At 65.8% G+C, this 23559-nt stretch carries 20 protein-coding genes; 11 read left to right on the top strand and 9 right to left on the bottom strand.

Annotation, left to right across the window (positions count from 1 at the left end; translation table 11 throughout):
- Window position 1 precedes the first annotated feature (1 nt).
- The 6 genes from P8H27_RS15185 (at window position 2) to P8H27_RS15160 (ending at window position 6228) form a co-directional block, all read left to right on the top strand.
- Window positions 2-1510 carry a CoA-acylating methylmalonate-semialdehyde dehydrogenase gene (locus P8H27_RS15185; RefSeq protein WP_289638430.1) on the top strand — a complete coding sequence of 503 codons (1509 nt, stop codon included), beginning with the start codon at window positions 2-4 and terminating at the stop codon, window positions 1508-1510.
- A gap of 44 nt (window positions 1511-1554) precedes the next feature.
- Window positions 1555-2328 carry an enoyl-CoA hydratase gene (locus P8H27_RS15180; protein WP_289638429.1) on the top strand — a complete coding sequence of 258 codons (774 nt, stop codon included), beginning with the start codon at window positions 1555-1557 and terminating at the stop codon, window positions 2326-2328.
- Between the two features lie 25 nt (window positions 2329-2353).
- Window positions 2354-3250 carry a 3-hydroxyisobutyrate dehydrogenase gene (gene mmsB / locus P8H27_RS15175; protein WP_289638428.1) on the top strand — a complete coding sequence of 299 codons (897 nt, stop codon included), beginning with the start codon at window positions 2354-2356 and terminating at the stop codon, window positions 3248-3250.
- The gene (locus P8H27_RS15170) at window positions 3247-4335 is read left to right on the top strand and encodes an enoyl-CoA hydratase/isomerase family protein (RefSeq protein ID WP_289638427.1); all 1089 of its coding nucleotides are present in this window, start codon (window positions 3247-3249) and stop codon (window positions 4333-4335) included. The genes mmsB and P8H27_RS15170 overlap by 4 nt, the downstream gene beginning before the upstream one ends.
- 32 nt (window positions 4336-4367) lie before the next feature.
- Window positions 4368-5519 (top strand): acyl-CoA dehydrogenase family protein, encoded by a 1152-nt coding sequence (locus P8H27_RS15165; RefSeq protein ID WP_289638426.1) that lies wholly within the window; start codon window positions 4368-4370, stop codon window positions 5517-5519.
- 106 nt (window positions 5520-5625) lie between these two features.
- Window positions 5626-6228, top strand: coding sequence for a TetR/AcrR family transcriptional regulator (locus tag P8H27_RS15160; RefSeq protein WP_289638425.1), 603 nt, complete (start codon window positions 5626-5628; stop codon window positions 6226-6228).
- A gap of 19 nt (window positions 6229-6247) precedes the next feature.
- On the opposite strand, the gene P8H27_RS15155 is transcribed toward P8H27_RS15160, so the two are convergent.
- The 9 genes from P8H27_RS15155 to P8H27_RS15115 form a co-directional block, all read right to left on the bottom strand.
- A complete protein-coding gene (locus tag P8H27_RS15155) occupies window positions 6248-6637 on the bottom strand; it encodes a MerR family DNA-binding transcriptional regulator (RefSeq protein WP_289638424.1) in 390 nt (129 codons plus the stop codon).
- Between the two features lie 412 nt (window positions 6638-7049).
- Window positions 7050-8384, bottom strand: coding sequence for a DcaP family trimeric outer membrane transporter (locus tag P8H27_RS15150; protein ID WP_289638423.1), 1335 nt, complete (start codon window positions 8382-8384; stop codon window positions 7050-7052).
- 215 nt (window positions 8385-8599) lie between these two features.
- A complete protein-coding gene (locus tag P8H27_RS15145; protein WP_289638422.1) occupies window positions 8600-9604 on the bottom strand; it encodes a branched-chain amino acid ABC transporter permease in 1005 nt (334 codons plus the stop codon).
- Between the two features lie 2 nt (window positions 9605-9606).
- Window positions 9607-10494 (bottom strand): branched-chain amino acid ABC transporter permease, encoded by an 888-nt coding sequence (locus P8H27_RS15140; RefSeq protein WP_289638421.1) that lies wholly within the window; start codon window positions 10492-10494, stop codon window positions 9607-9609.
- A 73-nt stretch (window positions 10495-10567) separates the two neighbouring features.
- Window positions 10568-11782 carry an ABC transporter substrate-binding protein gene (locus P8H27_RS15135; protein WP_289638419.1) on the bottom strand — a complete coding sequence of 405 codons (1215 nt, stop codon included), beginning with the start codon at window positions 11780-11782 and terminating at the stop codon, window positions 10568-10570.
- 103 nt (window positions 11783-11885) lie between these two features.
- The gene (locus P8H27_RS15130; RefSeq protein ID WP_289638418.1) at window positions 11886-12608 is read right to left on the bottom strand and encodes an ABC transporter ATP-binding protein; all 723 of its coding nucleotides are present in this window, start codon (window positions 12606-12608) and stop codon (window positions 11886-11888) included.
- Window positions 12605-13381 carry an ABC transporter ATP-binding protein gene (locus P8H27_RS15125; RefSeq protein WP_289638417.1) on the bottom strand — a complete coding sequence of 259 codons (777 nt, stop codon included), beginning with the start codon at window positions 13379-13381 and terminating at the stop codon, window positions 12605-12607. Before P8H27_RS15125 ends, P8H27_RS15130 begins: the two co-directional genes overlap by 4 nt.
- Before the next feature lie 419 nt (window positions 13382-13800).
- Complete coding sequence (locus tag P8H27_RS15120; RefSeq protein WP_289638416.1) at window positions 13801-14391, bottom strand: peroxidase-related enzyme; 591 nt, start codon at window positions 14389-14391, stop codon at window positions 13801-13803.
- 57 nt (window positions 14392-14448) lie between these two features.
- Window positions 14449-16131 (bottom strand): AMP-binding protein, encoded by a 1683-nt coding sequence (locus P8H27_RS15115; protein ID WP_289638414.1) that lies wholly within the window; start codon window positions 16129-16131, stop codon window positions 14449-14451.
- A 163-nt stretch (window positions 16132-16294) separates the two neighbouring features.
- Between P8H27_RS15115 and P8H27_RS15110 the strand changes: the two genes are divergently transcribed.
- The 5 genes from P8H27_RS15110 to P8H27_RS15090 all read left to right on the top strand — a co-directional run bounded on the left by P8H27_RS15110 (window position 16295) and on the right by P8H27_RS15090 (window position 23276).
- The gene (locus tag P8H27_RS15110) at window positions 16295-17458 is read left to right on the top strand and encodes an isovaleryl-CoA dehydrogenase (protein WP_289638413.1); all 1164 of its coding nucleotides are present in this window, start codon (window positions 16295-16297) and stop codon (window positions 17456-17458) included.
- Between the two features lie 103 nt (window positions 17459-17561).
- The gene (locus tag P8H27_RS15105; protein WP_289638411.1) at window positions 17562-19169 is read left to right on the top strand and encodes a carboxyl transferase domain-containing protein; all 1608 of its coding nucleotides are present in this window, start codon (window positions 17562-17564) and stop codon (window positions 19167-19169) included.
- Between the two features lie 135 nt (window positions 19170-19304).
- On the top strand, window positions 19305-20102 hold the full coding sequence (locus tag P8H27_RS15100) for a gamma-carboxygeranoyl-CoA hydratase (protein ID WP_289638409.1): 798 nt from the start codon (window positions 19305-19307) through the stop codon (window positions 20100-20102).
- An 85-nt stretch (window positions 20103-20187) separates the two neighbouring features.
- Window positions 20188-22143: an acetyl/propionyl/methylcrotonyl-CoA carboxylase subunit alpha gene (locus P8H27_RS15095; RefSeq protein ID WP_289638407.1), complete on the top strand. Its 1956-nt coding sequence runs from the start codon at window positions 20188-20190 to the stop codon at window positions 22141-22143.
- Window positions 22144-22373: 230 nt separating this feature from the next.
- Entirely contained in the window at window positions 22374-23276 is a 903-nt protein-coding gene (locus P8H27_RS15090) for a hydroxymethylglutaryl-CoA lyase (RefSeq protein WP_289638406.1), read from the top strand.
- The last annotated feature ends 283 nt before the right edge of the window (window positions 23277-23559 follow it).

Here is a 23559-nt window from a genome sequence, read left to right as displayed (position 1 = left end):
AATGACCTCTTCCACAGTTCCCAGCGTCAAGCTATTGATCAACGGCGAATTCGTCGAATCCAAGACCCAACAATGGCGCGACGTGGTCAACCCGGCCACCCAGGAAGTCCTGGCGCGCGTGCCCTTCGCCACTGCCGAGGAAATGCACGCCGCCGTGGCCAGCGCCGCCGAAGCCTTCAAGACCTGGCGCAAGACCCCGATCGGCGCCCGCGCGCGGATCTTCCTCAAGTACCAGCAACTGATCCGCGAGAACATGAAAGAACTGGCGGCGCTGCTCACCGCCGAACAGGGCAAGACCCTGCCGGACGCCGAGGGCGACGTGTTCCGCGGCCTGGAAGTGGTCGAGCACGCCGCCAATATCGGCAGCCTGCAGATGGGCGAGCTGGCCAACAACGTCGCCGGCGGGGTCGACACCTACACCCTGCTGCAACCGCTGGGCGTATGCGCCGGGATCACCCCGTTCAACTTCCCGGCGATGATCCCGCTGTGGATGTTCCCCATGGCCATCGCCACCGGCAACACCTTCGTCCTCAAGCCGTCCGAGCAGGATCCGCTGGTGACCATGCGCCTGGCCGAGCTGGCCCTCGAAGCCGGCGTACCCAAGGGCGTGCTCAACGTCATCCACGGCGGCGTCGAGGCGGTCAATCTGATCTGTGACCACCCGGACATCAAGGCGGTGTCCTTCGTCGGTTCGACCAAGGTCGGCACCCATGTCTACAACCGCGCCACCGCCAACGGCAAGCGCGCGCAGTGCATGATGGGCGCGAAAAACCACGCCATCGTCCTGCCGGATGCCAACAAGCAGCAGACCCTGAACAACCTGCTGGGCGCCTCCTTCGGCGCCGCCGGCCAACGCTGCATGGCCCTGCCGGTGGTGATCCTGGTGGGCGAGGCGCAAAGCTGGCTGCCGGATCTGATCGAACGAAGCAAAACCCTCAAGGTCAACGCCGGCACCGAGCCAGGCACCGACATCGGCCCGGTGATCTCCTGCGCCGCGCTGGAGCGTGTCAACGGCCTGATCGCCAGCGGCATCGCCGAAGGCGCCACCCTCGAACTGGATGGGCGCAACCCGAGCGTGCCGGGCTACCAGGACGGCAACTTCGTCGGCCCAACGATCTTCTCCGGGGTCACCGCACAGATGAGCGTTTACCAGGAGGAAATCTTCGGCCCGGTGCTCTGCATCATGCACGCCGCCAACCTCAACGAGGCGATCGAGCTGATCAACGCCAACCCGAACGGCAACGGCACCGCCCTGTTCACCCGCTCCGGCGCCGCCGCCCGCCACTTCCAGGAAGAGATCGACGTCGGCCAGGTCGGCATCAACGTGCCGATTCCGGTGCCGGTGCCGCTGTTCTCCTTCTCCGGTTCGCGCGGTTCCAAGCTCGGCGACCTGGGCCCCTACGGCAAACAGGTGGTGACCTTCTACACCCAGACCAAGACGGTCACCCAGCGCTGGTTCGACGAGGACGACAGCAGCGCCGCGGTCAACACCACCATCACCCTCAAGTAAGGCTGCCGGGCCGGCCTGGCGCCGGCCTCTCAGGAGACATCGCCATGGACTATCAAACCCTGCTGGTCGAGGTGCGCGAACGCGTCGGCCTGATCACCCTCAACCGACCGCAAGCGCTCAACGCCCTGAACAGCCAGCTGATCGGCGAACTCAACCAGGTGCTCGACCGCCTGGAAACCGACCCGGAAGTCGGCTGTATGGTCATCACCGGCTCGGCCAAGGCGTTCGCCGCCGGCGCCGACATCAAGGAGATGGTCGACAAGGGCTACCCGCAGATCTACCTCGACGACTTCTTCGCCGCCGCCGACCGCATCGGCAACCGGCGCAAGCCGCTGATCGCCGCGGTGGCCGGCTACGCCCTGGGCGGCGGTTGCGAGCTGGCGCTGATGTGCGACTTCATCTACGCCGCCGACACCGCCCGCTTCGGCCTGCCGGAGCTGAGCCTGGGAGTGATCCCCGGCATCGGCGGCACCCAGCGCCTGACCCACGCCCTGGGCAAGGCCAAGGCCATGGAGCTGTGCCTGACCGGCCGCCAGCTCGGCGCCGAGGAAGCCGAGCGTGCCGGCTTGGTGGCGCGGGTATTCCCCGCCGCCGAGCTGCTCGAACAGACCCTGGCGGCGGCCCGTGGCATCGCCGCCAAGTCGCTGCCGGCCAGCATGCTGGTCAAGGAATGCGTCAACCGGGCCTTCGAACTGGGCCTGGCCGAGGGCGTGCGTTTCGAACGCCGGCTGTTCCATTCGCTGTTCGCCAGTCACGACCAGAAGGAAGGCATGCGCGCCTTCGTGGAAAAACGCCAACCGCAGTTTCAGCACCGCTGAGCCCCCCATTACAGAGGTATTCACCATGCATATCGGATTTCTCGGTCTCGGCAACATGGGCGGCCCCATGGCCCGCAACCTGCTCAAGGCCGGCCACAGCGTCACCGTCTTCGACCCCAGCGCCCAGGCTGTCGCCGCCCTGGTAGAGGCCGGCGCCACGAGTGCCGCATCGCCTGCCGCGGTGGCCCAGGCGCCGGTCGCGGCCATCGTCAGCATGCTGCCGGCGGCGGCCCAGGTGAAGCAGGTCTACCTCGGCCAGGACGGCCTGCTGGCGCAAGTCGCTCCGGGCGTGGTGCTGATCGACAGCTCCACCATCGACCCGCTCAGCGCCCGCGAAGTGGCCGCCCAGGCAGCCGCCCAGGGCAATCCCATGCTCGATGCGCCGGTCTCCGGCGGCACCGGCGGCGCCGCAGCGGGCACCCTGACCTTCATGGTCGGCGGCGATGTCGCCGACTTCGACCGCGCCCAACCGATCCTCGCCGCCATGGGCAAGAACATCGTCCACTGTGGCGCGGCGGGCAACGGCCAGGTGGCCAAGATCGCCAACAACATGCTGCTGGGTATCTCCATGGTCGGCGTCGCCGAAGCCATGGCCCTCGGCGTGGCGCTGGGCATGGACGCCAAAGTCCTGGCCGGCATCATCAACACCTCCAGCGGCCGTTGCTGGAGCTCGGAGATCAACAACCCGTTCCCCGGCGTGCTGGACAACGCCCCGGCCGCGCGCGGCTACAGCGGCGGTTTCGGCAGCGACCTGATGCTCAAGGATCTCGGCCTGGCCACCGAAGCGGCCAAGCACGCGCGCCAGCCGGTACTGCTCGGCGCCGCCGCCCAGCAGCTGTACCAGAGCTTCAGTCTGCAGGGTAACGGCGGCCTGGACTTCTCCGCCATCATCAAGCTGTACCGCCAGGAAGCCCAGGCATGAGCGGCGCCGAAGCCCCGGTGCTGGCCAGCGTGCGCAACCGCATCGGCCACCTGTGCCTCAACCGTCCGAGCGGCCTGAACACCCTGACCCTGCCCATGGTGCGCCTGCTCCTGCAGCACCTGCATGCCTGGGAGCAGGATCCCGAGGTGCTCGCCGTGGTGCTGCGCGGCAACGGCGAGAAGGCCTTCTGCGCCGGCGGCGACATCCGCATGCTGTACGACAGCTACACCAGCGGCGGCAACCAGCACGAACTGTTTCTCGAGGAGGAGTACGCCCTCGACCAGTACCTGCACGGCTACCCCAAGCCGGTGCTGGCGCTGCTCGACGGCTTCGTCCTCGGCGGCGGCATGGGCCTGGCCCAGGCGGCCTCGCTACGGGTGGTCAGCGAGCGGGCCAAGCTGGGCATGCCGGAAGTCGGCATCGGCTTCTTCCCGGATGTCGGCGGCAGCTACTTCCTGCCCCGCCTGCCCGGCCAACTGGGCTTCTACCTGGGCCTCACCGGCCTCCAGGTCGGCGCCGCCGACGCGCTCTACGCCGGGCTGGCCGACCATTGCCTGGCCAGCGAACGGCTGGTCGAGTTCGACCAGGCGCTGGACAGCCTGAGCTGGTCGGGCTCGCCGCTGCAATGTTTGCAGCAACTGCTCGAGGCCATGGCCTACGGCGAGCTGCCCTCTAGCGAGCTCAAGGTTCTGCGCCAGGCCATCGACGATTACTTCGCCCTGCCCGACCTGGCGGCGATCCGCGCCGCCCTGCTCAGCGAGAACCGCCCCGAGCTGCTGGCCTGGGCGCAGAACTGCGTGCGGGTGCTGGACAGCCGCTCGCCGCTGGCCATGGCGGTGACCCTGGAGCTGCTGCAGCGCGGCCGTAATCTGCCGCTGGCCGACTGCTTCGCCCAGGAGCTGCACCTGGACTACCAATGGTTCGAACGCGGCGACCTGATCGAAGGCATCCGCGCGCTGATCATCGACAAGGACAAGGCCCCGCGCTGGAACCCGCCGACCCTGGCCGAACTGGATCCGCAGCGGGTGCAGGCCTTCTTCAGCGGCTTTCGCTGCGCCGCCAGTAACCCCCTGCGCCACGCCTGAAGCACGCGGCCAGAACCGAGGAGACCGCTGTAATGCACGACAGCCAATTGACCGAAGAACAACGCATGATCCGCGACCTGGCCCGCGACTTCGCCCGCAGCGAGGTGGCGCCGCATGCCCAGGCCTGGGAGAAGGCCGGCTGGCTCGACGACGCCGTGGTGGCGCAGATGGGCGAGCTGGGTCTGCTCGGCATGGTGGTGCCCGAGGACTGGGGCGGCAGCTACACCGACTACCTCGCCTACGCCCTGGCCGTGGAGGAAATCTCCGCCGGCGACGGTGCCCTCGGCGCCCTGATGAGCATTCACAACTCGGTCGGCTGCGGGCCGCTGCTCAGGTACGGCAGCGAGGCGCAGAAACGCAGCTGGCTGCCGCGGCTGGCCAGCGGCCAGGCCATCGGTTGTTTCTGCCTGACCGAACCCCAGGCCGGCTCCGAGGCGCACAACCTGCGCACCCAGGCCGTGCTCGACGGCGATGAGTGGGTGCTCAACGGCGCCAAGCAGTTCGTCAGCAACGGCAAACGTGCCGAGCTGGCCATCGTCTTCGCCGTGACCGACCCGGCACTGGGCAAGAAGGGGCTGTCGGCCTTCCTGGTGCCGACCAAAACCCCGGGTTTCCTGGTCGAGCGCAGCGAACACAAGCTGGGCATCAAGGCCTCCGACACCTGCGCGGTGACCCTGGCCGACTGCCGCATCCCCGCCGCCAACCTGCTCGGCGAGCGCGGCAAGGGTCTGGCCATCGCCCTGTCCAACCTTGAGGGCGGCCGTATCGGCATCGCCGCCCAGGCCCTGGGCATCGCCCGCGCGGCCTTCGAGGCGGCCCTGGGCTATGCCCGCGAACGCATCCAGTTCGGCAAGCCAATCGCCGAGCACCAGAGCGTGGCCAACCTGCTCGCCGACATGCACACCCAGCTCAACGCCGCGCGCCTGCTGATCCACCACGCCGCCCGCCTGAAGAGCGCCGGCCTGCCCTGCCTGTCGGAGGCCTCGCAGGCCAAGCTGTTCGCCTCGGAGATGGCCGAGCGGGTGTGTTCCAAGGCTCTGCAGATCCACGGCGGCTATGGCTACCTGGAGGATTTCCCGGTGGAGCGCTACTACCGCGATGCGCGTATCACCCAGATCTACGAGGGTTCCAGCGAAATCCAGCGCCTGTTGATCGCCCGCGAACTGGCGCATTACCCGTTGTAAGCGGCCACTGGCCAAACCGCTCAGGCAAATCGAGCGCTGGCGACCTGGGTTTTTCCCGCCCGGGGCGCCATGCTCGACGCTCGCCCAGCCACCATCCTGAACAGCCATGCCCGCCACCCAGCGAATCGCCGATCCCTCACGCTATCAGGCCACCCGCAAGCAGGCCCTGTGCCTGTTCGCCGCACGCGGTTTCAGCCGGGTCGGCATGCGCGAGCTGGCCGACTACCTTGGCATCAAACCCGGCTCCATCTACAACCACATCGAAAACAAAGAGGCGCTGCTGTTCGAGTTGATCGAAGAACTCTACGAAGAGTTGCTGCATGGCGCCCGCCAAGTGAACCAGCAGGCGGCGACTCCAGCCGAGTGTTTGCACGGACTGCTCGAGGCGCACCTACAGCTGCACGCGAGCATGAGCGCGCATTTCCGCCTCGCCGAATACGACAGCCACTGCCTGACCAGCGAGCAACAGGCACAGATCGGGGCGCTGCGCGGCCGCTACGAACAGCAGCTGGTGGCAAGCGTGGAGCGCTTCACCGGGCAGCCGCTCGGCAACAACCGCCGCGCCGCCTTGAGTGGCATCGTGGCCCTGCTCAATCAGCTGCCGGCCTGGGTCGAGACGCCGCAGCTGAGCGCGCCGGCACGTCTCAACCTGCTGCGCGACATGGCACTGAGCGCCCTGCAGGGCGCCTTGCGCGCACTCCCGGATTGAGCGGCGGCGGCCCAAGGCTTCAATGGGTTTCGGGGATTTCCAGCAAGGCGGCGCGGCAACGCTCTTCGGCCGTGTCCAGTTCCAGCTGCATCTGCTGGATATCGAGCAACTGCTGCTCCAGCTGCAGGCGCCGTTCGGCGATCTTGCCCAGCATGATGTTGAGCTGGTTGCGGTTGTCGCCCCGCGGGTCGTACAGCTCGATCAGGGTCTTGCATTCGGCCAGGGAGAAGCCGATGCGTTTGCCGCGCAAAATCAGCTTGAGCGCGACCCTGTCCTTGGCCGTATAGATCCGCTCCTGGCCGCGCCGGGTCGGTAACAGCATGCCCTGCTCTTCGTAGAAACGAATGGTCCGGGTGGTCACGTCCAGCTCGCGCGCCAGTTCGGAAATGCTGTAGGTCTTGGCGGTCATGCTTGATCCTTGGTCGATTGCCCATGGGAAAGGCCGCGCCTGAGTCCGCACGGCACGGGTTCATGGTTATGAGCCTGGGAACGCTAACAACTCATTACGTTAACGTCAACGCAACGACTGACCAGAACAGGCACACCGGCCGCAGGCAGGCGGTGAAGGTGACCGGCCGCTATCCAGATCGGCATAAGCGGCGAGAGACGACGATAAAAAAACCGGGCCACCAGGGCCCGGCAAACTTCACACCGGAGAACAATCGGATCGAGCGGCTAGCAGTAGCTGACGATGAAGCGGTTCTCGCCCAGGTCGCTGCCGAAGTTGCTGCGGGTGGTGCCTCCGCGCAACAAGGCAAAACAACGCAAAAGCAAGAATCGTCCCCAACCCTAGCTGCAGCGCCGTCAGACGGCGCGAGCGATCAGAAGTTGTACTGCGCCGAGGTCTGGACGCGGTTCAACTCGCCATTGCGGCCATCTTCCGTTTCGCGCCTCGCGTGAATCAGTTCGAGGCCGAAAGTCGTGTTGGCAACCGGGCTCCACAGCAGGTTCAGGTGAGCGGTGTCGGCACTTTCGTTCATGTTCCGCGTCGTCGCAGCGCTCGGGCTGCTCGCCCGGGCGGTCGACAGCGCCAGCGTGGAACGCAGGTTGTCTGCCCAGAAGTGGCGGTAGGCGAGGATCGTGCCCCACTGGTTGTTCAGGTTGAGTTTGCCGGCGGCATCGACGTCGCCGTCGGAGAACACGGCCTGGCCCATGTAGCGGCCGAGCGCGTTGCCGGCGGTGAGCGAGAACTGGAAGGTGTCCTTGCCGACGGTCGGCACTACGCCGTAAGCGGCGAGCGCGCCACCCCACTGGTCGTCGGCGGCCGTGGCCGTATCGACGCGAATGTTGCGCGCCATCGCGGCCAGGGCGAAGCGGCCGGCGGAGGTGTTGAAGTCCACTCGAGCAACGAGGTCGGGCACCTTGTCGTCGTCGCTCGCCGCATTCGTACCGCCGCCGGCATTGGCCGTCGTCAGGTAGGACTCGGGGCTTTCCGCCGCGACCGACCAGGAGCCGCCGTCGAAGCCCTCGGTCCAGCGCACCTGGGTCTGGCGGATGAAGAGTTCGCCGACCGGGCCGCCGAAGTCCAGGGTCTCGGGCAGGGAGCCCGCGTCCATGAAGGTAGACCAGGTCTGGCCGGCGAGCAGGCCGCCGAGGCTGCCGAAGGCATGGCGGGTGCGCAGGCCGTTGGAGTTGCTGACGATCTCGTTGCCGTTCGCGCCGAAGAAGTCGGCCTCGACGAAGGTCTTGAGCTCGCCCCAAGCGGTCGGGGTGCTGGTGGCGACGTTCAGACGGGTCTGGCGGGCGTGAAGGGTCACCTGGCCGTCCTCAGTGTCGTTGTCCAGGGCAATCGAACCCGGAACCAGCAACTGGTCGAGCGTGCTGCCTGCGCCCGCGCTGCTGTCGCTATATATCAGGTCGGCCTTGACGTAGCCGCCGAACTTGACCGAGGTATCGGAGCCGGGCAGCTTGAACGAACCTGGGGTGGTGCCGGCGGTCACGCTGTTGGCGGGTGAAACCGCCTTGGCGGTTTCGGCCTGCTTCTGCTCGAGCGCCGCAATGCTGTTCTGCAGCGCTTCGATCTGCGCCTTCAGCACCTCCAGGTCGGACGCGGTGTCGGCGCTGGCGGGCGCCATGAAGCCAGCAAGGCTGGCAGCAATCGCCACGCAGAGGACTTTGGCCTTGAAGGGCCTGGTAATCGAGTTTTCAACGTACATGGGTCTCTCTTCTTGTAGGTGGGTAGTGCCGCAACACCAGGCAACCAACTGCCAAGCAATACCCGCGACGGCCAATGCAACCGACCTGTTACCCACGGGGTTTCCCGTGGCGTCTAGACAACCCCGCCGACGACTCGGCAGAGCAAAAATCAGGCAAACAGCGCCCCCGGCGCGGATCTCGATCCGCACCTTGAGCAGACAACAGCAGGCTTGCTTTAGAAGTTGCGCCTGGCCAGTTTCAGCACCCAGCCGACGATGCCGGCCCGGAACAGCAACACGCAGGCGACGAAGATCACCCCGAGGATCACATGCACCCACTCGCCCAACGGCCCGTTGGACAGGTAACTCTGCAGGGTGACCACCACGCCGGCGCCGACCAGTGGGCCGAGCACGGTGCCGACACCGCCGAGCAGGGTCATCAGGATCACCTCGCCGGACATATGCCAGTGGGCGTCGGTCAGCGAGGCCAGCTGAAACACCACGGTCTTGGTCGAGCCGGCCAGGCCGGTCAAGGTGGCGGAAATAACGAAGGCCAGCAGTTTGTGCGCCTCGACGTTGTAGCCCAGGGAGATGGCCCGCGGCTCGTTCTCACGGATCGCCTTGAGCACCTGGCCGTAGGGCGAATGGATGGTGCGCTGGATCACGGCGAAGCCGAAGATGAACACCGCAAGGACGAAGTAGTACAGGGTCAGGTTGTCGCTCAGGTCGAACAACCCGAGCAAATGGCCACGGGGTACGCCCTGCAGGCCGTTCTCGCCTCCGGTGAACGGCGCCTGCAAATAGATGAAGAACACCAACTGCGACAGCGCCAGGGTGATCATGGCGAAATAGATGCCCTGGCGTCTGATCGCCAGCAGGCCGAACAGCAGCCCCAGCAAGGTGGAGGCCAGGGTGCCGGCGAGTATCCCCAGCTCGGTGCCCAGGCCGCTGTACTGGCTGAGCATATATCCGGTGACGTAGCCGCCGGTGGCGAGAAAGGCGGCGTGGCCGAACGACAGCAGGCCGGCATAGCCGAGCAGCAGGTTGAAGGCGCAGGCGAACAAGGCGAAGCACAGCAGCTTCATCAGAAATACCGGGTACACCGCCAGCGGTGCGACCAGCGCGATACCGAACAGTGCCAGGTAGAACCAGCGCTGGCGCCGCTGTGCCGCCTGCTGGCGCTCGCGCACCACTTGCGGCGGCAGCACCAGGCTGCCCTGTTTGATGTGCAGACTCGTCATGCTTATGTCTCCTTTCCGAACAGTCCCGCGGGACGAACCAGCAGCACCAGCACCATCACCAGGAACACCACGGTATTGGCCGCTTCCGGATAGATCACCTTGGTCAAACCCTCGATCAGGCCCATGGCCAGGCCGGTGATGATGGCGCCCATGATCGAGCCCATGCCGCCGATCACCACCACGGCGAACACCACGATCAGCAGGTTGGCGCCCATGGTCGGGGTGACCGAATAAATGGGTGCGGCCAGCACCCCGGCAAACGCCGCCAGCGCCGCGCCATAGCCGTAGGTCAGGGTGATCAGCAGCGGCACGTTGATACCGAAGGCCTGCATCAACTTGGGGTTCTCGGTGCCGGCACGCAGGTAAGAACCGAGTCGGGTGCGCTCGATCATGTACCAGGTGGCCAGACACACCACCAGCGCCGCCACCACGACCCAGGCACGGTAGGTGGGCAGGAACATGAAGCCCAAGTTATAGCCACCCTTGAGCAGCTCGGGCATCGGGTAGGCCGCACCGGAGACGCCGAACAGCTTGACGAAGCAGCCCTCGACGATCAGCGCCAGGCCGAAGGTCAGCAGCAGGCCATAGAGATGATCCTCGCCGGCGATCCGGCGCAGCAGGCCGCGCTCGATAAGCATGCCGAGGGCGCCGACCAGCAGCGGTGCCAGCACCAGCGCCACCCAATAGTTCACCCCCAGGTAGTTGAGGCCGAGCACGGCGGCGAAGGCACCGAGCATGTACTGGGCGCCATGGGCGAAGTTGATGATCCGTAGCAGACCGAAGATGATCGCCAGGCCCAGGCTGAGCAAGGCATAGAAGGCCCCGTTGATCAGCCCGAGCAACAGCTGGCCGAGCAGCACGCTCAGCGGAATGCCGAGTACCATAGTCATGATTTTCCACCCACTGGAAGTCCGTGACACCCGGCTGCCGGCAGCCGGGTGATGAGCTGGGGTTAGCTGCCGATCAGTTCTGCGTCAGCAGCTTGCACTGGCTCGCGGCCAGCGGACGGAAGGCCTCGTCCCCGGGGATGGTGCGCACGATCTTGTACAGATCCCACTCGCCCTTGGACTCGGCCGGGGTCTTCACCTGGGCCAGGTACATGTCGTGAACCATGCGGCCATCGGCGCGAATCTTGCCGTTCTTGGCGAACATGTCGTTGACCGGAGCCGCCATCATCTGCGCCCGCACCGCCTGGGTATCGTCGCTGCCAGTGGCCTTGACCGCATTCAGGTAGTGCATCGCGGCCGAGTAGATACCGGCCGGCACCATGCCCGGCATCTTGCCGACGCGTTCCTCATAGCGCTTGGCCCAGGCGCGGCTTTCCTCGTTGAGATCCCAGTACCAGCCGGTGGTCAGCATCAGTCCCTGGGTCACATCCAGGCCCATGGCGTGGATGTCGTTGAGAAACACCACCATGCCGGCCAGCTTCTGCCCGGACTGGGCGACGCCGAACTGATTGGCGGTCATCAGCGAATTGACCGTGTCGGCGCCGGCGTTGGCCAGGGCGATCACATCGGCACCGGAACCCTGGGCCTGCAAGATGTAGGATGAGAAGTCGCTGCTCGGGAACGGATGGCGCACCTTGCCCAGCACGGCGCCGCCATCGGCTTCGACCACCTTGGTGATGTCGCTTTCCATGGCGTGGCCGAAGGCGTAGTCGGCGGTCAGGATGAACCAGCTCTTGCCGCCATTGGCCAGCACCGCCTTGGCCGTGCCGTTGGCCAGGGCGTAGGAGTCGTAGGTCCAGTGGACATGGTTGGGCGAGCAGAATTCGTTGGTAATGCTGGAGGCCGCCGCGCCGGAAATCAGCGCCAGCTTGCCGGCTTGCTCCACCACCTGGCTCGCCGCCAGCACCACCGAGGAGGCGACCAGGCCGGTGACCATGTCGACGTTGCGCTCATCGACCCACTGGCGCACGGTGTTGGCGCCGACATCCGGTTTGTTCAGGTCGTCGGCACTGAAAATGACGATCTTCTTGCCGTCGATCTGGCCGCCGAAGTCCTCGACCGCCATCTTCAGCGCTTCCAGGCCGCCCGGCCCGGAGAGATCGCGGTAGGTGCCGGACATGTCGGCCAGGTAGCCGATGCGGATTTCGTCGTCGCTGACCTGGGCCTGGGCGGCGCCGGCGATCAGGCTGGAGACGAGGATGGCGCTTGCAGTCTTCTGGAACAGATTCATTTGGTTACCTTCCACAGTTATTGTTGTTGTCGCGGGCAAAGCAATCCCGATCCGACGGGCCTGAGCCGCGCCGTACTGCATGTTTCGAGGGGTGAAACCGGGTTCAGACGCCTAGGCAGCGGTGCAGCAGTTCCTGCTTGGACGACAGCTCGGCGGCGCTGATTTCCTCGACGATCTGGCCGTGATCCATCAGGTAATGCCGATCGGCCAGCGGCGCGGCGAAGCGGAAGTTCTGCTCCACCAGCACTATGGTCAGGCCCTTGTTCTTGAGCTTGATCAGCACCTCGGCCAGCTTCTGCACGATCACCGGGGCCAGGCCCTCGGTGATCTCATCCAGCAGCAGCAGGTTGGCGCCGGTACGCAGGATGCGCGCCATGGCCAGCATCTGCTGCTCGCCGCCGGACAGCCGGGTGCCCTGGCTGAAGCGTCGCTCGTAGAGGTTGGGGAACATCTCGTAGATCTCGTCGAGGCTCATGCCGCCGCTGCGCACCATGGGCGGCAGCAGCAGATTCTCCTCGACGTTGAGGCTGGCGAAGATGCCGCGCTCCTCCGGACAGAAGCCGACGCCCAGCCGCGGGATCAGGTGCGCAGCCATACCCAGGGTCTCGTTGCCGTTGACCACGATCGAGCCGGTGCGGCGGCCCACCAGGTTCATGATCGCGCGCAGGGTGGTGGAACGACCCGAGCCGTTGCGCCCGAGCAGGGTCACCAGCTCGCCGCGGCGCACCAGCAGGTCGATGCCGTGGAGGATGTGCGACTCGCCGTAGAAGGCATGCAGGTCGCTGACCCGCAGTTGCTCGTAATCCGGACTGTGCAGGCTGGTCATGCGTGAGCCTCCTCGAGGACGGCCGCTTCGCTGCCCAGGTAGGCCTCGCGCACCTGGGGGTTGGCCGACACGCTGGCGTAGTCGCCCTCGGCGAGGATCGCACCGCGCGCCAGCACGGTGATGCGGTCGCACAGCTGGCTGACCACACTGAGGTTGTGCTCGACCATCAGCACCGTGCGCCCCACCGCGGCGCGGCGCACCAGGCCGATGACCATTTCCACGTCCTCCGCGCCCATGCCCTGGGTCGGCTCGTCGAGCAGCAATACCGTCGGATCCAGTGCCAGGGTGGTGGCCAGTTCCAGCGCGCGCTTGCGCCCATAGGGCAACTCGATGGCCAGGGTGTCGGCGAAATCGAGCAGGCCGACCTCGTCGAGCATCTGCAGGGCGCGCTCGTTGAGCACCTCGAGGCTGCGCTCGGACTTCCAGAAGTGGAAAGCGTTGCCCAGCTTGCGCTGCAATGCCACGCGCACGTTCTCCACCACGCTCATGTGGCCGAACACCGCGGAAATCTGGAAGGAGCGCACCAGGCCGAGACGGGCGATCTCGTTCGACTTCATGGCGGTGATCGCCTTGCCCTGATAGAGGATCTCGCCGCGGCTGGGCGGAAGGAACTTGGTGAGCAGGTTGAACACCGTGGTCTTGCCGGCCCCGTTGGGTCCGATCAACGCATGGATGTGTCCCTTCTGCACACGCAGATCGACCGAGTCCACCGCGGTGAAGCCGCGAAATTCCTTGGTCAAACCCCGTGTTTCCAATACGAACTCTGGTGACATGTGGAGCCCTCTAACCTTGATTGTTGTTATCGGTTATGGCGGTGCTGACACTATTACCTTTACGTAAACGTGAATACTATACGAAGGTCTACCTGCGACCAGAAAGTCTGGATATGACGCTTCAAACTGAGAGCAGCTATTGATGCGGCCAGCCCCTAGTTATTCCGACCGCGGTTATTGCTGGCGAAGCCTGCCGAACCATGCCCCCATGACCGGCGAGTCAGAGTATAGGCAGGCATTCGTAAAATAATAACGAGCAAAAAATCAGGTGCGTTATGCATAAAAGTCGCATCGATTGAAACCGTTGCACCCGCCGCGCACAGCCCTGCCCACGCCCCTGAACGCACGGTGGAAAGACGGCAAAGTCATGGGCTCCCCGGCATGCCAGGGGAGCTTGCGCTGCAGCTAGCGGCGTAGTTTCAAGCCGGCGCCCTGGGCACACGGCCCATCAGGTAGAACTCGGCATTGGGCGGCGTGCCGGCCAGCGATACCAGGCGGTTGGACAGGCTGAAGAAGGCGGTGATGGCGCCGATGTCCCAGATGTCGTCGAGGCTGAAGCCGACCGCCTGCAGGCGTGCCTGCCAGTCGCCATCCAGGCCGCCACGCTCGAGGCCGACGTGAAAGGCGAAGTCGAGCATCAGGCGCTGGCGCTCGGCGAGCGGCGCGGTGCGGTGGTTGACCGCCACCTGGTCGGCCAGCAGCGGATCCTTGCTGTAGATGCGCAACACCGCGCCATGCGCCACCACGCAGTACAAGCAGCCGTGGCGGGCACTGGTGGCGACCACGATCATCTCCTTTTCCGCCGGCGTCAGGCTGTCGGATTGACGTTCCATCAAGGCGTCGTGGTAGGCGAAGAAGGCGCGGAACTCGTCCGGACGATGGGCCAGCATGAGGAACACATGGGGCACGAAGCCGGCCTTCTCCTGCACCGCGAGTATTCGCTCACGCATATCGTCAGGTAATTGCTCGAGGTTTTCGGGCAGCGCAAAGCGGCTGATCTGCGGGGACATCGGATACTCCTTTATCTGAAACGGCGCCAGGCTCGCTGGCGCCGCAGGTGCCAAAGCCTAAGGTTTCGAGGTGAGCTCCAGGCGCTCGATGCTGAGCTCGCGCATGCGGAATTTCTGCACCTTGCCGGTGACCGTCATCGGGAACTCGTCGACCAGCAGGAAGTGGCGCGGCACCTTGAAATGGGCGATGCGGCCCTTGCAGAACTCGGTCAGTTCCGCCGCAGCCGCCTGGTGGCCCGGGTGGCACTTGATCCAGGCAACGATTTCCTCGCCATATTTGTCGTCGGGAATGCCCACCACCTGCACATCGGCCACCGCCGGATGGCCGAACAGGAACTCCTCGATCTCGCGCGGATAGACGTTCTCGCCACCGCGGATGATCATGTCCTTGTTGCGCCCGACGATGCTCAGGTAGCCCTGCTCGTCCATCACCGCCAGGTCGCCGGTGTGCATCCAGCGCGCCGCATCCAGAGCTTCGGCGGTGGCCGCAGGATTGTTCCAGTAACCGAGCATCACGCTGTAACCACGGGTACAGAGTTCACCGACCTGCCCACGCGGGACGATGCGTCCCTGCTCGTCGATCACCTTGCTCTCCAGATGGGGCTGGGTGCGGCCGACGCTGCTGACCCGGCACTGCAGATCGTCATCGGCGGCCGTCTGGGTCGACACCGGGCTGGTTTCGGTCATGCCGTAGGCGATCTGCACCTCGGCCATGTGCATCTCGCCGATCACCCGTTTCATCACCTCGATCGGGCAGGTGGCGCCGGCCATGATCCCGCTGCGCAGGCTGGACAGATCCAGGCCGGCGCGCTCCGGCAGATCCAGCTCGGCGATAAACATGGTGGGCACGCCGTAGAGCACCGTGGCCCGCTCCTCGGCCACCGCCTGCAGGGTGCCCAGCGGTTCGAAGGCGGCGCCCGGGTAGATCATGGTGCTGCCATGGGTCAGACAGCCGAGGTTGCCCATCACCATGCCGAAGCAGTGGTACAGCGGCACCGGGATCACCAGGCGGTCATGCTCGGTCAGGCCCAGGCTTTCGCCGACCATATAGCCGTTGTTGAGGATATTGTAGTGGCTGAGGGTGGCGCCCTTGGGGAAGCCGGTGGTGCCCGAGGTGTACTGGATATTGATCGGGTCGTCGAACTGCAGCTGGGCACTGCAGGCGCGCAACTGCTCCGGGCCGACCTCATCGCCACGGGCCAGGAACGCCGTCCAGTCGAACATACCGACGGCCGGTTGCTGGCCGAGACTGATCACCCCACGCAGCTCGGGCAATAGGCGGCTTTGCAGTGCACCGACGGCGCAACCGGCCAGCTCCGGCAACAGTTCACCGAGCATCGCGTGGTAGTCGCTGCTCTTGAACGCATCGGCGCAGATCAGCCAGCGGCAGCCGGAATGCTTGAGCGCATACTCGAGTTCGCTGAGGCGGTAGGCCGGGTTGATATTGACCAGCACCACGCCAACCTTGGCGCTGGCGAATTGGGCGATGCACCACTGGGCACAGTTCGGCGCCCAGATGCCGAGGCGCTCGCCGGGCTGCATGCCGATGGCCAACAAGGCGCGGGCACAGCGATCCACCGCCTCGCCCAGCTGAGCCCAGCTGTAACGTAGCTGTTGATGACGAACCACCAGCGCCTCGCGCTCGGCGAAACGCGCCACCGTCTGATCGAACGCCGCGCCTATGGTCATGGCCAACAGGGGTTTGTCCTGCAATCCGCGGGTGTAACTGGGTGAAGTCATGGAATTCCTCGCTTGTTCTGCTTGTTCTGAGGCTGGCGTTTGAACTTCGATTGGCGCTCGAGGCTTGACAGCTCACGAAGCCAGCTTTACGTTAACGTAAAGGTATATGGACTGACAACCCATACCAATGTACGAGCCGACAACGACAATCAAGGTGCCTTCCATGAGCTATCCGTCCCTCAACTTCGCCCTCGGCGAAACCATCGACATGCTGCGCGAGCAGGTGCAGGCCTTCGTCGCCGCGGAACTGGCGCCGCGCGCCGCGGCCATCGACAGCGACAACCTGTTCCCCGCCGACATGTGGAAGAAGTTCGGCGACATGGGCCTGCTCGGGGTCACCGTCTCCGAGGAATACGGCGGCGCCGGCCTGGGCTACCTGGCCCACGTGGTCGCCATCGAGGAGATCAGCCGTGCTTCGGCTTCGGTCGGCCTGTCCTACGGCGCCCACTCCAACCTGTGCGTCAACCAGATCAACCGCAATGGCACGCCCGAGCAGAAGGCCAAGTACCTGCCCAAGCTGATCAGCGGCGAGCACGTCGGCGCCCTGGCCATGAGCGAGCCCAACGCCGGCTCCGACGTGGTGTCGATGAAGCTGCGCGCCGAGCGCCGCGGCGACCACTTCGTGCTCAATGGCTCCAAGACCTGGATCACCAACGGCCCGGACGCCAACACCTACGTGATCTACGCCAAGACCGACCTGGACAAGAGCGCCCACGGCATCACCGCCTTTATCGTCGAGCGCGACTGGAAGGGCTTCTCCCGCGGCAACAAGTTCGACAAGCTGGGCATGCGCGGTTCCAACACCTGCGAACTGTTCTTCGATGACGTCGAGGTGCCGGAAGAGAACATCCTCGGCAAGGAAAACGGCGGCGTACGGGTGCTGATGAGCGGCCTGGACTACGAACGCGTGGTGCTGGCCGGCGGGCCGATCGGCATCATGCAGGCCTGCCTGGACGTGGTGCTGCCCTATATCCACGACCGCAAGCAGTTCGGCCAGAGCATCGGCGAGTTCCAGATGATCCAGGGCAAGGTGGCCGACATGTACACCCAGCTCAACGCCAGCCGCGCCTACCTGTACGCCGTGGCCCAGGCCTGCGACCGCGGCGAGACCAACCGCAAGGACGCCGCCGGGGTGATCCTCTACAGCGCCGAACGCGCGACGCAGATGGCCCTGGAGGCGATCCAGATTCTCGGCGGCAACGGCTACATCAACGAGTTCCCCACCGGCCGCCTGCTGCGCGACGCCAAGCTCTACGAGATCGGCGCCGGCACCAGCGAGATCAGGCGCATGCTGATCGGCCGCGAGCTGTTCAACGAGACCAAGTAAGGCGATTGCCGCACGTAGGGTGGAAAACCGCGCAGGTTTTCCACCAGAGCCGGTGGATGCATAAAGCGTCATCCACCCTACGGATTGAACCGGAGCCAAATCGATGGCCATCCTGCACACCCAGATCAATACCCGCTCGCCGGAGTTCGCCGCCAACAGCGCGGCGATGCTCACTCAGGTCAACGACCTGCGCGCCCTCCTCGCCCGCGTCCACGAGGGCGGCGGCGAGAAGGCCCAGCACCGGCATATTTCACGCGGCAAGCTGTTGCCGCGCGAGCGGATCAACCGCCTGCTCGACCTCGGCTCGCCGTTTCTCGAGGTCGGCCAACTGGCCGCCCATGGCGTCTACGGCGAAGAAGTACCGGCCGCCGGGGTGATCGCCGGCATCGGCCGGGTCGAAGGCATCGAATGCATGATCGTGGCCAACGACGCCACGGTGAAAGGCGGCAGCTACTACCCGCTGACCGTGAAGAAACACCTGCGCGCCCAGGCCATCGCCCGAGAGAACCGCCTGCCGTGCATCTACCTGGTGGACTCCGGCGGCGCCAACCTGCCGCGCCAGGACGAGGTGTTTCCCGACCGCGAACACTTCGGCCGGATCTTCTTCAACCAGGCCAACATGAGCGCCATGGGCATCCCGCAGATCGCCGTGGTCATGGGTTCCTGCACCGCCGGCGGCGCCTATGTGCCGGCGATGGCCGACGAGGCGATCATGGTGCGCCAGCAGGCCACCATCTTCCTCGCCGGCCCGCCGCTGGTGAAGGCCGCCACCGGCGAGGTGGTCAGCGCCGAGGAGCTGGGCGGCGCCGACGTGCACTGCAAGACCTCGGGGGTGGCCGACCACTACGCCGACAACGACGAGCACGCCCTGGCCCTGGCCCGGCGCAGCATCAGCAATCTGAACTGGCGCAAGCTCGGCGTGCTGAATAATCGTCAGCCTATTGCTCCGCTGTACGACAGCGAAGAGCTGTATGGGGTGATCCCGGCCGACGCCAAGCAACCCTTCGATGTGCGCGAGGTGATCGCGCGCACCGTCGACGGCTCGCTATTCGACGAATTCAAGGCGCTGTTCGGCGCCACCCTGGTCTGCGGCTTCGCCCATATCCACGGCTACCCGGTGGCGATCCTCGCCAACAACGGGATCCTGTTCGCGGAGTCGGCGCAGAAAGGCGCGCACTTCATCGAGCTGGCCTGCCAGCGCGGCATCCCCCTGCTGTTCCTGCAGAACATCACCGGTTTCATGGTCGGGCAGAAATACGAGGCCGGCGGCATCGCCAAGCACGGCGCCAAGCTGGTCAACGCCGTGGCCTGCGCCAAGGTGCCGAAGTTCACCGTGATCATCGGCGGCAGCTTCGGCGCCGGCAACTACGGCATGTGCGGCCGGGCCTACGACCCGCGTTTCCTGTGGATGTGGCCGAACGCACGGATCGGCGTGATGGGCGCCGAACAGGCCGCCGGCGTGCTGGTGCAGGTCAAGCACGAACAGGCCGAACGCGCCGGGCAGACCTTCTCCGCCGAGGACGAGGCCAAGCTCAAGCAACCGATCCTCGAACAGTACGAACGCCAGGGCCACCCCTACTATTCCAGCGCGCGGCTGTGGGACGACGGCGTCATCGACCCGGCACAAACCCGCGAGGTACTCGGCCTGGCGCTGTCCGCCAGCCTCAATGCGCCGATCGAGCCGAGCACCTTTGGTGTTTTCAGAATGTAACGGTATCAAGGCGCCCCCCCAACCTGTAGGAGGCGCGACCTCGCGGCGAACGCAGGCGACAGCCTGCCCGAAGCTAAAGCTTCGCCCCGAGGTCGGGCCTCCTACAAAAAGCAGCATCGAGGAACGCGACAGACCATGACCGATTTCAGCACCGTACAACTCGACAAAGACCCGCGCGGTTTCGCCACCCTCTGGCTGAATCGCGCCGACAAGCACAACGCCTTCAACGCCGAGATGATCCGCGAGCTGATCCTCGCCCTCGATGCCGTGCAGGCCGACAAGAGCCTGCGCTTCCTCCTGCTGCGCGGGCGCGGCAAGCACTTCTCCGCCGGCGCCGACCTGGCCTGGATGCAGCACGCCGCGACCCTCGACTACAACGCCAACCTGGCCGATTCGCGCGAGCTGGCCGAGTTGATGCACAACCTCTACCAACTGAAGATCCCGACCCTGGCCGTGATCCAGGGTGCGGCCTTCGGCGGCGCGCTGGGTCTGATCGCCTGTTGCGACATGGCCATCGGCGCCGACGATGCCCAACTGTGTCTGTCGGAGGTGCGCATCGGCCTGGCGCCGGCGGTGATCAGCCCCTTCGTCGTGCAGGCCATCGGCGAACGCGCGGCGCGCCGGTATGCCCTGACCGCCGAGCGCTTCAGCGGCGAGCGGGCCCGTGAACTGGGCCTGTTGGCCGAGTGCTACCCGGCCGAGGCACTGGACGACGCGGCCAACGACTGGATCGCCAATCTGCTGCTCAACAGCCCGCAGGCCATGCAGGCGAGCAAGGATCTGCTCAAGGAAGTCGCCAGCGGCGTACTCACCCCGGCCCTGCGCCGCTACACCGAAAACGCCATCGCCCGCATCAGGGTCAGCGCCGAAGGCCAGGAAGGCCTGCGCGCGTTCCTGGATAAACGCAAACCCAGCTGGCAGGAGCAACCATGACTATTCCTTGCGATCTAGTGCTCCATACCGTTCAGTGCGGCAGCTGGCTCGATAAACGTCAATCCCTCCGGCAGGAGCAACAAGCATGAGTCACAAGCACATCGACACCCTGCTGATCGCCAACCGTGGCGAAATCGCCTGCCGCGTCATGCGCACGGCCAAGGCCATGGGCATCAAGAGCGTGGCGGTGCACAGCGCCGTCGACCGTAATGCCCGCCACGTGCGCGAAGCGGACATCGCCATCGACCTGGGCGGTGCCAAACCGGCCGACAGCTACCTGCGTATCGACGCCCTGCTCGAAGCGGCCCAGGCCAGCGGCGCCCAGGCCATCCACCCGGGCTACGGCTTTCTCTCGGAGAACGCCGGCTTCGCCCGCGCCATCGAGGACGCCGGGCTGGTGTTCCTCGGCCCGCCCGCCAGCGCCATCGATGCCATGGGCAGCAAATCCGCGGCCAAGGCGCTGATGGAAGCGGCCGGGGTGCCGCTGGTGCCCGGCTACCACGGCGCGGCTCAGGATCTGGAGACTTTCCGCGCCGCCGCCGAGGTGATCGGCTACCCGGTACTGCTCAAGGCCACCGCCGGCGGCGGCGGCAAGGGCATGAAGGTGGTCGAACGCGAAAGCGAGCTGAGCGAGGCCCTGGCTTCCGCCCAGCGCGAGGCGCAATCGTCGTTCGGCGACGCGCGCATGCTGGTGGAAAAGTACGTGCTCAAGCCGCGTCATGTGGAGATCCAGGTATTCGCCGACCAGCACGGCCACTGCCTGTACCTGAATGAGCGCGATTGCTCGATCCAGCGCCGCCACCAGAAGGTGGTTGAGGAAGCCCCGGCTCCGGGCCTCAGCCCCGAACTGCGCCGGGCCATGGGCGAGGCCGCGGTCAAGGCCGCCCAGGCCATCGGCTATGTCGGCGCCGGCACCGTGGAGTTCCTGCTGGACGAGCGTGGCGACTTCTTCTTTATGGAGATGAACACCCGCCTGCAGGTCGAACACCCGGTCACCGAGGCCATCACCGGCCTGGACCTGGTCGCCTGGCAGATTCGCGTGGCCCGTGGCGAGGCGCTGCCGCTGACCCAGGAGCAGGTGCCGCTGGTCGGCCACGCCATCGAGGTGCGCCTCTATGCCGAAGACCCGGATAACGACTTCCTGCCGTCCACCGGCAGCCTGAGCCTGTACCGCGAGGCCAGCGCTGGCCCGGGTCGGCGGGTCGACACGGGCGTGGCCGAAGGTGACGAGGTGTCGCCGTTCTACGACCCGATGCTCGGCAAACTGATCGCCTGGGGCGACAACCGCGAGGAAGCGCGCCTGCGTCTGCTGGCCATGCTGGATGAAACCGGCGTGGGCGGGGTCAAGACCAACCTGGCGTTCCTGCGCCGCGTACTGGCGCATCCGGCCTTCGCCGCCGCCGAGCTGGATACCGGCTTTATCCCGCGTTATCAGGAGCAGCTGCTGCCGCCCCCCAGCGGGCTACCCGTCGAGTTCTGGCAACTGGCCGCCGAAGCCTTTGTGCAGAGTGAGCCCGCACGGCGCAACCATGAGGACTTCCATTCGCCCTGGGTAGCGAACAGTGGCTGGCGAGTCGGACTGCCGGCAGAGATCGACCTGCAGCTGACCTGCAATGGCGAACGCCAGGTGATTCACCTGCGCCACAGCGCGCCAGCCGCTGTGCGACTCGACGGTGAACGCTTGCTGGTCGAGCGTGACGGCGTGCGCCAACAGCATCTGGCGATCCGCCGTGGCGATACGCTGTACCTCGAGTATCGGGGAGTGCTACACGGCGTCAGCCGCGTCGATCCAATCGCCGAAGTCGAAGCCAGCCACAGTCACCACGGCGGCCTGACCGCGCCGATGAACGGCAGCATCGTGCGCGTGCTGGTCGAAACCGGCCAGCAGGTCGAGGCCGGCACCGCCCTGGTGGTGCTGGAGGCGATGAAGATGGAGCACAGCATCCGCGCGCCCCATGCCGGCACGGTCAAGGCGCTGTACTGCGGCGAAGGCGAGATGGTCGCCGAGGGCAGCGTGCTGGTGGAACTGGACGAGGTCTGATTAGCGCCCGTAGGGTGGGCAACGCGAAGCTTGTCCACCGACATCAAGGACTCGAGGACGACAGACGGTGGAAAACGCTTCGCGGTTTTCCACCCTACGACAGGCGTAGGGCACCCCGTGCCCACCATTGCCCTGCCGGCGTGCTCAGTACCTAACCCGGATGCAATCCGGGAATGGCCAGCTATCCTTGCCCCGGATTACATCCGGGCTACCACTACAGAGAAGCGCATATGAACCTACCGCAACATGTCCGCCTGGTCGAAGTCGGCCCGCGCGACGGCCTGCAGAACGAGCAGCAGCCGATCGGCGTGGCCGACAAGGTGCGCCTGGTCGACGACCTGTCCGCCGCTGGCCTTACCTATATCGAGGTCGGCAGCTTCGTCTCGCCCAAGTGGGTGCCGCAGATGGCCGGAAGCAGAGAGGTATTCGCCGGCATCCTGCAGCGCCCGGGCGTCACCTACGCCGCCCTGACGCCGAATATGAAAGGCTTCGAGGCCGCCCTGGCGGCCGGGGTCAAGGAGGTGGCGGTATTCGCCGCCGCCAGCGAGGCCTTCTCGCAGAAGAACATCAACTGCTCGATCGGCGACAGCCTCGAACGTTTCCTGCCGCTGATGGAGGCCGCCCAGCAGCAGGGCATCCGCGTGCGCGGCTACGTGTCCTGCGTGCTCGGCTGCCCCTATGAAGGCCAGATTGCACCCGAGCAGGTCGCCCGGGTGGCCAGGGAACTGTTCGCCATGGGCTGCTACGAGGTCTCCCTGGGCGACACCATCGGCGCCGGCACCGCCGGCGCCACCCGTCGGCTGATCGAGGTGGTCGGCCGCGAGGTGCCGCGCGACAAGCTGGCCGGGCACTTCCACGACACCTACGGTCAGGCCCTGGCCAATATCTACGCCAGCCTGCTCGAGGGCGTCGCGGTGTTCGACAGCTCGGTCGCAGGCTTAGGCGGCTGCCCCTATGCCAAGGGCGCCAGCGGCAACGTCGCCAGCGAAGACGTGCTCTACCTGCTCAACGGTCTGGGCATCGAGACCGGCATCGACCTGGATCAGCTGATCCAGGCCGGTGCGCGTATCTGCACCCTGCTCGGCAAGGAGAACGGCTCGCGGGTGGCCCGCGCCCGCCTGGCCCAGGCCTGAACACTGCCACGCCTTTCCCCGGCCGCGGTCACTCAGTGTCGCGGCCTTTTTTGTTCGCCAACCGGCGGCTCGCGCAGAAGTACGGTTAGTTGGTTAACTCAAGTTCGCCGGCTTGAGTCTTACCTGTGGGAGGCCCGACCTCGGGGCGAGGTCTTTGTTCTGCACCGCGACACCACAACCTGGCAGCCCTGCGGGCTGCATTCGCCGCGGGGGGCGCCTCCTACAAGGTTCTGAATAGGCTCTAGCCTTGTAGGACGGGGAGCGTTATTTATCCGCGCTCGAG

Source organism: Pseudomonas sp. sp1636 (genome assembly GCF_030376615.1).
In the GTDB taxonomy this organism is placed as follows: domain Bacteria; phylum Pseudomonadota; class Gammaproteobacteria; order Pseudomonadales; family Pseudomonadaceae; genus Aquipseudomonas.
This window is presented reverse-complemented; position numbering and strand designations above follow the sequence as displayed.

Excerpts from the sequence above, each read along its gene's own strand:
- P8H27_RS15095 (WP_289638407.1), top strand. The coding sequence starts at position 20,188 with ATGAGTCACAAGCACATCGACACCCTGCTGATCGCCAACCGTGGCGAA.
- P8H27_RS15185 (WP_289638430.1), top strand. The coding sequence starts at position 2 with ATGACCTCTTCCACAGTTCCCAGCGTCAAGCTATTGATCAACGGCGAA.
- P8H27_RS15130 (WP_289638418.1), bottom strand. The coding sequence starts at position 12,608 with ATGACCAGCCTGCACAGTCCGGATTACGAGCAACTGCGGGTCAGCGAC.
- P8H27_RS15120 (WP_289638416.1), bottom strand. The coding sequence starts at position 14,391 with ATGTCCCCGCAGATCAGCCGCTTTGCGCTGCCCGAAAACCTCGAGCAA.
- P8H27_RS15100 (WP_289638409.1), top strand. The coding sequence starts at position 19,305 with ATGACCGATTTCAGCACCGTACAACTCGACAAAGACCCGCGCGGTTTC.
- P8H27_RS15135 (WP_289638419.1), bottom strand. The coding sequence starts at position 11,782 with ATGAATCTGTTCCAGAAGACTGCAAGCGCCATCCTCGTCTCCAGCCTG.
- P8H27_RS15140 (WP_289638421.1), bottom strand. The coding sequence starts at position 10,494 with ATGACTATGGTACTCGGCATTCCGCTGAGCGTGCTGCTCGGCCAGCTG.
- P8H27_RS15090 (WP_289638406.1), top strand. The coding sequence starts at position 22,374 with ATGAACCTACCGCAACATGTCCGCCTGGTCGAAGTCGGCCCGCGCGAC.
- P8H27_RS15150 (WP_289638423.1), bottom strand. The coding sequence starts at position 8,384 with ATGTACGTTGAAAACTCGATTACCAGGCCCTTCAAGGCCAAAGTCCTC.
- mmsB (WP_289638428.1), top strand. The coding sequence starts at position 2,354 with ATGCATATCGGATTTCTCGGTCTCGGCAACATGGGCGGCCCCATGGCC.
- P8H27_RS15155 (WP_289638424.1), bottom strand. The coding sequence starts at position 6,637 with ATGACCGCCAAGACCTACAGCATTTCCGAACTGGCGCGCGAGCTGGAC.
- P8H27_RS15145 (WP_289638422.1), bottom strand. The coding sequence starts at position 9,604 with ATGACGAGTCTGCACATCAAACAGGGCAGCCTGGTGCTGCCGCCGCAA.
- P8H27_RS15125 (WP_289638417.1), bottom strand. The coding sequence starts at position 13,381 with ATGTCACCAGAGTTCGTATTGGAAACACGGGGTTTGACCAAGGAATTT.
- P8H27_RS15180 (WP_289638429.1), top strand. The coding sequence starts at position 1,555 with ATGGACTATCAAACCCTGCTGGTCGAGGTGCGCGAACGCGTCGGCCTG.
- P8H27_RS15165 (WP_289638426.1), top strand. The coding sequence starts at position 4,368 with ATGCACGACAGCCAATTGACCGAAGAACAACGCATGATCCGCGACCTG.
- P8H27_RS15105 (WP_289638411.1), top strand. The coding sequence starts at position 17,562 with ATGGCCATCCTGCACACCCAGATCAATACCCGCTCGCCGGAGTTCGCC.
- P8H27_RS15170 (WP_289638427.1), top strand. The coding sequence starts at position 3,247 with ATGAGCGGCGCCGAAGCCCCGGTGCTGGCCAGCGTGCGCAACCGCATC.
- P8H27_RS15160 (WP_289638425.1), top strand. The coding sequence starts at position 5,626 with ATGCCCGCCACCCAGCGAATCGCCGATCCCTCACGCTATCAGGCCACC.
- P8H27_RS15115 (WP_289638414.1), bottom strand. The coding sequence starts at position 16,131 with ATGACTTCACCCAGTTACACCCGCGGATTGCAGGACAAACCCCTGTTG.
- P8H27_RS15110 (WP_289638413.1), top strand. The coding sequence starts at position 16,295 with ATGAGCTATCCGTCCCTCAACTTCGCCCTCGGCGAAACCATCGACATG.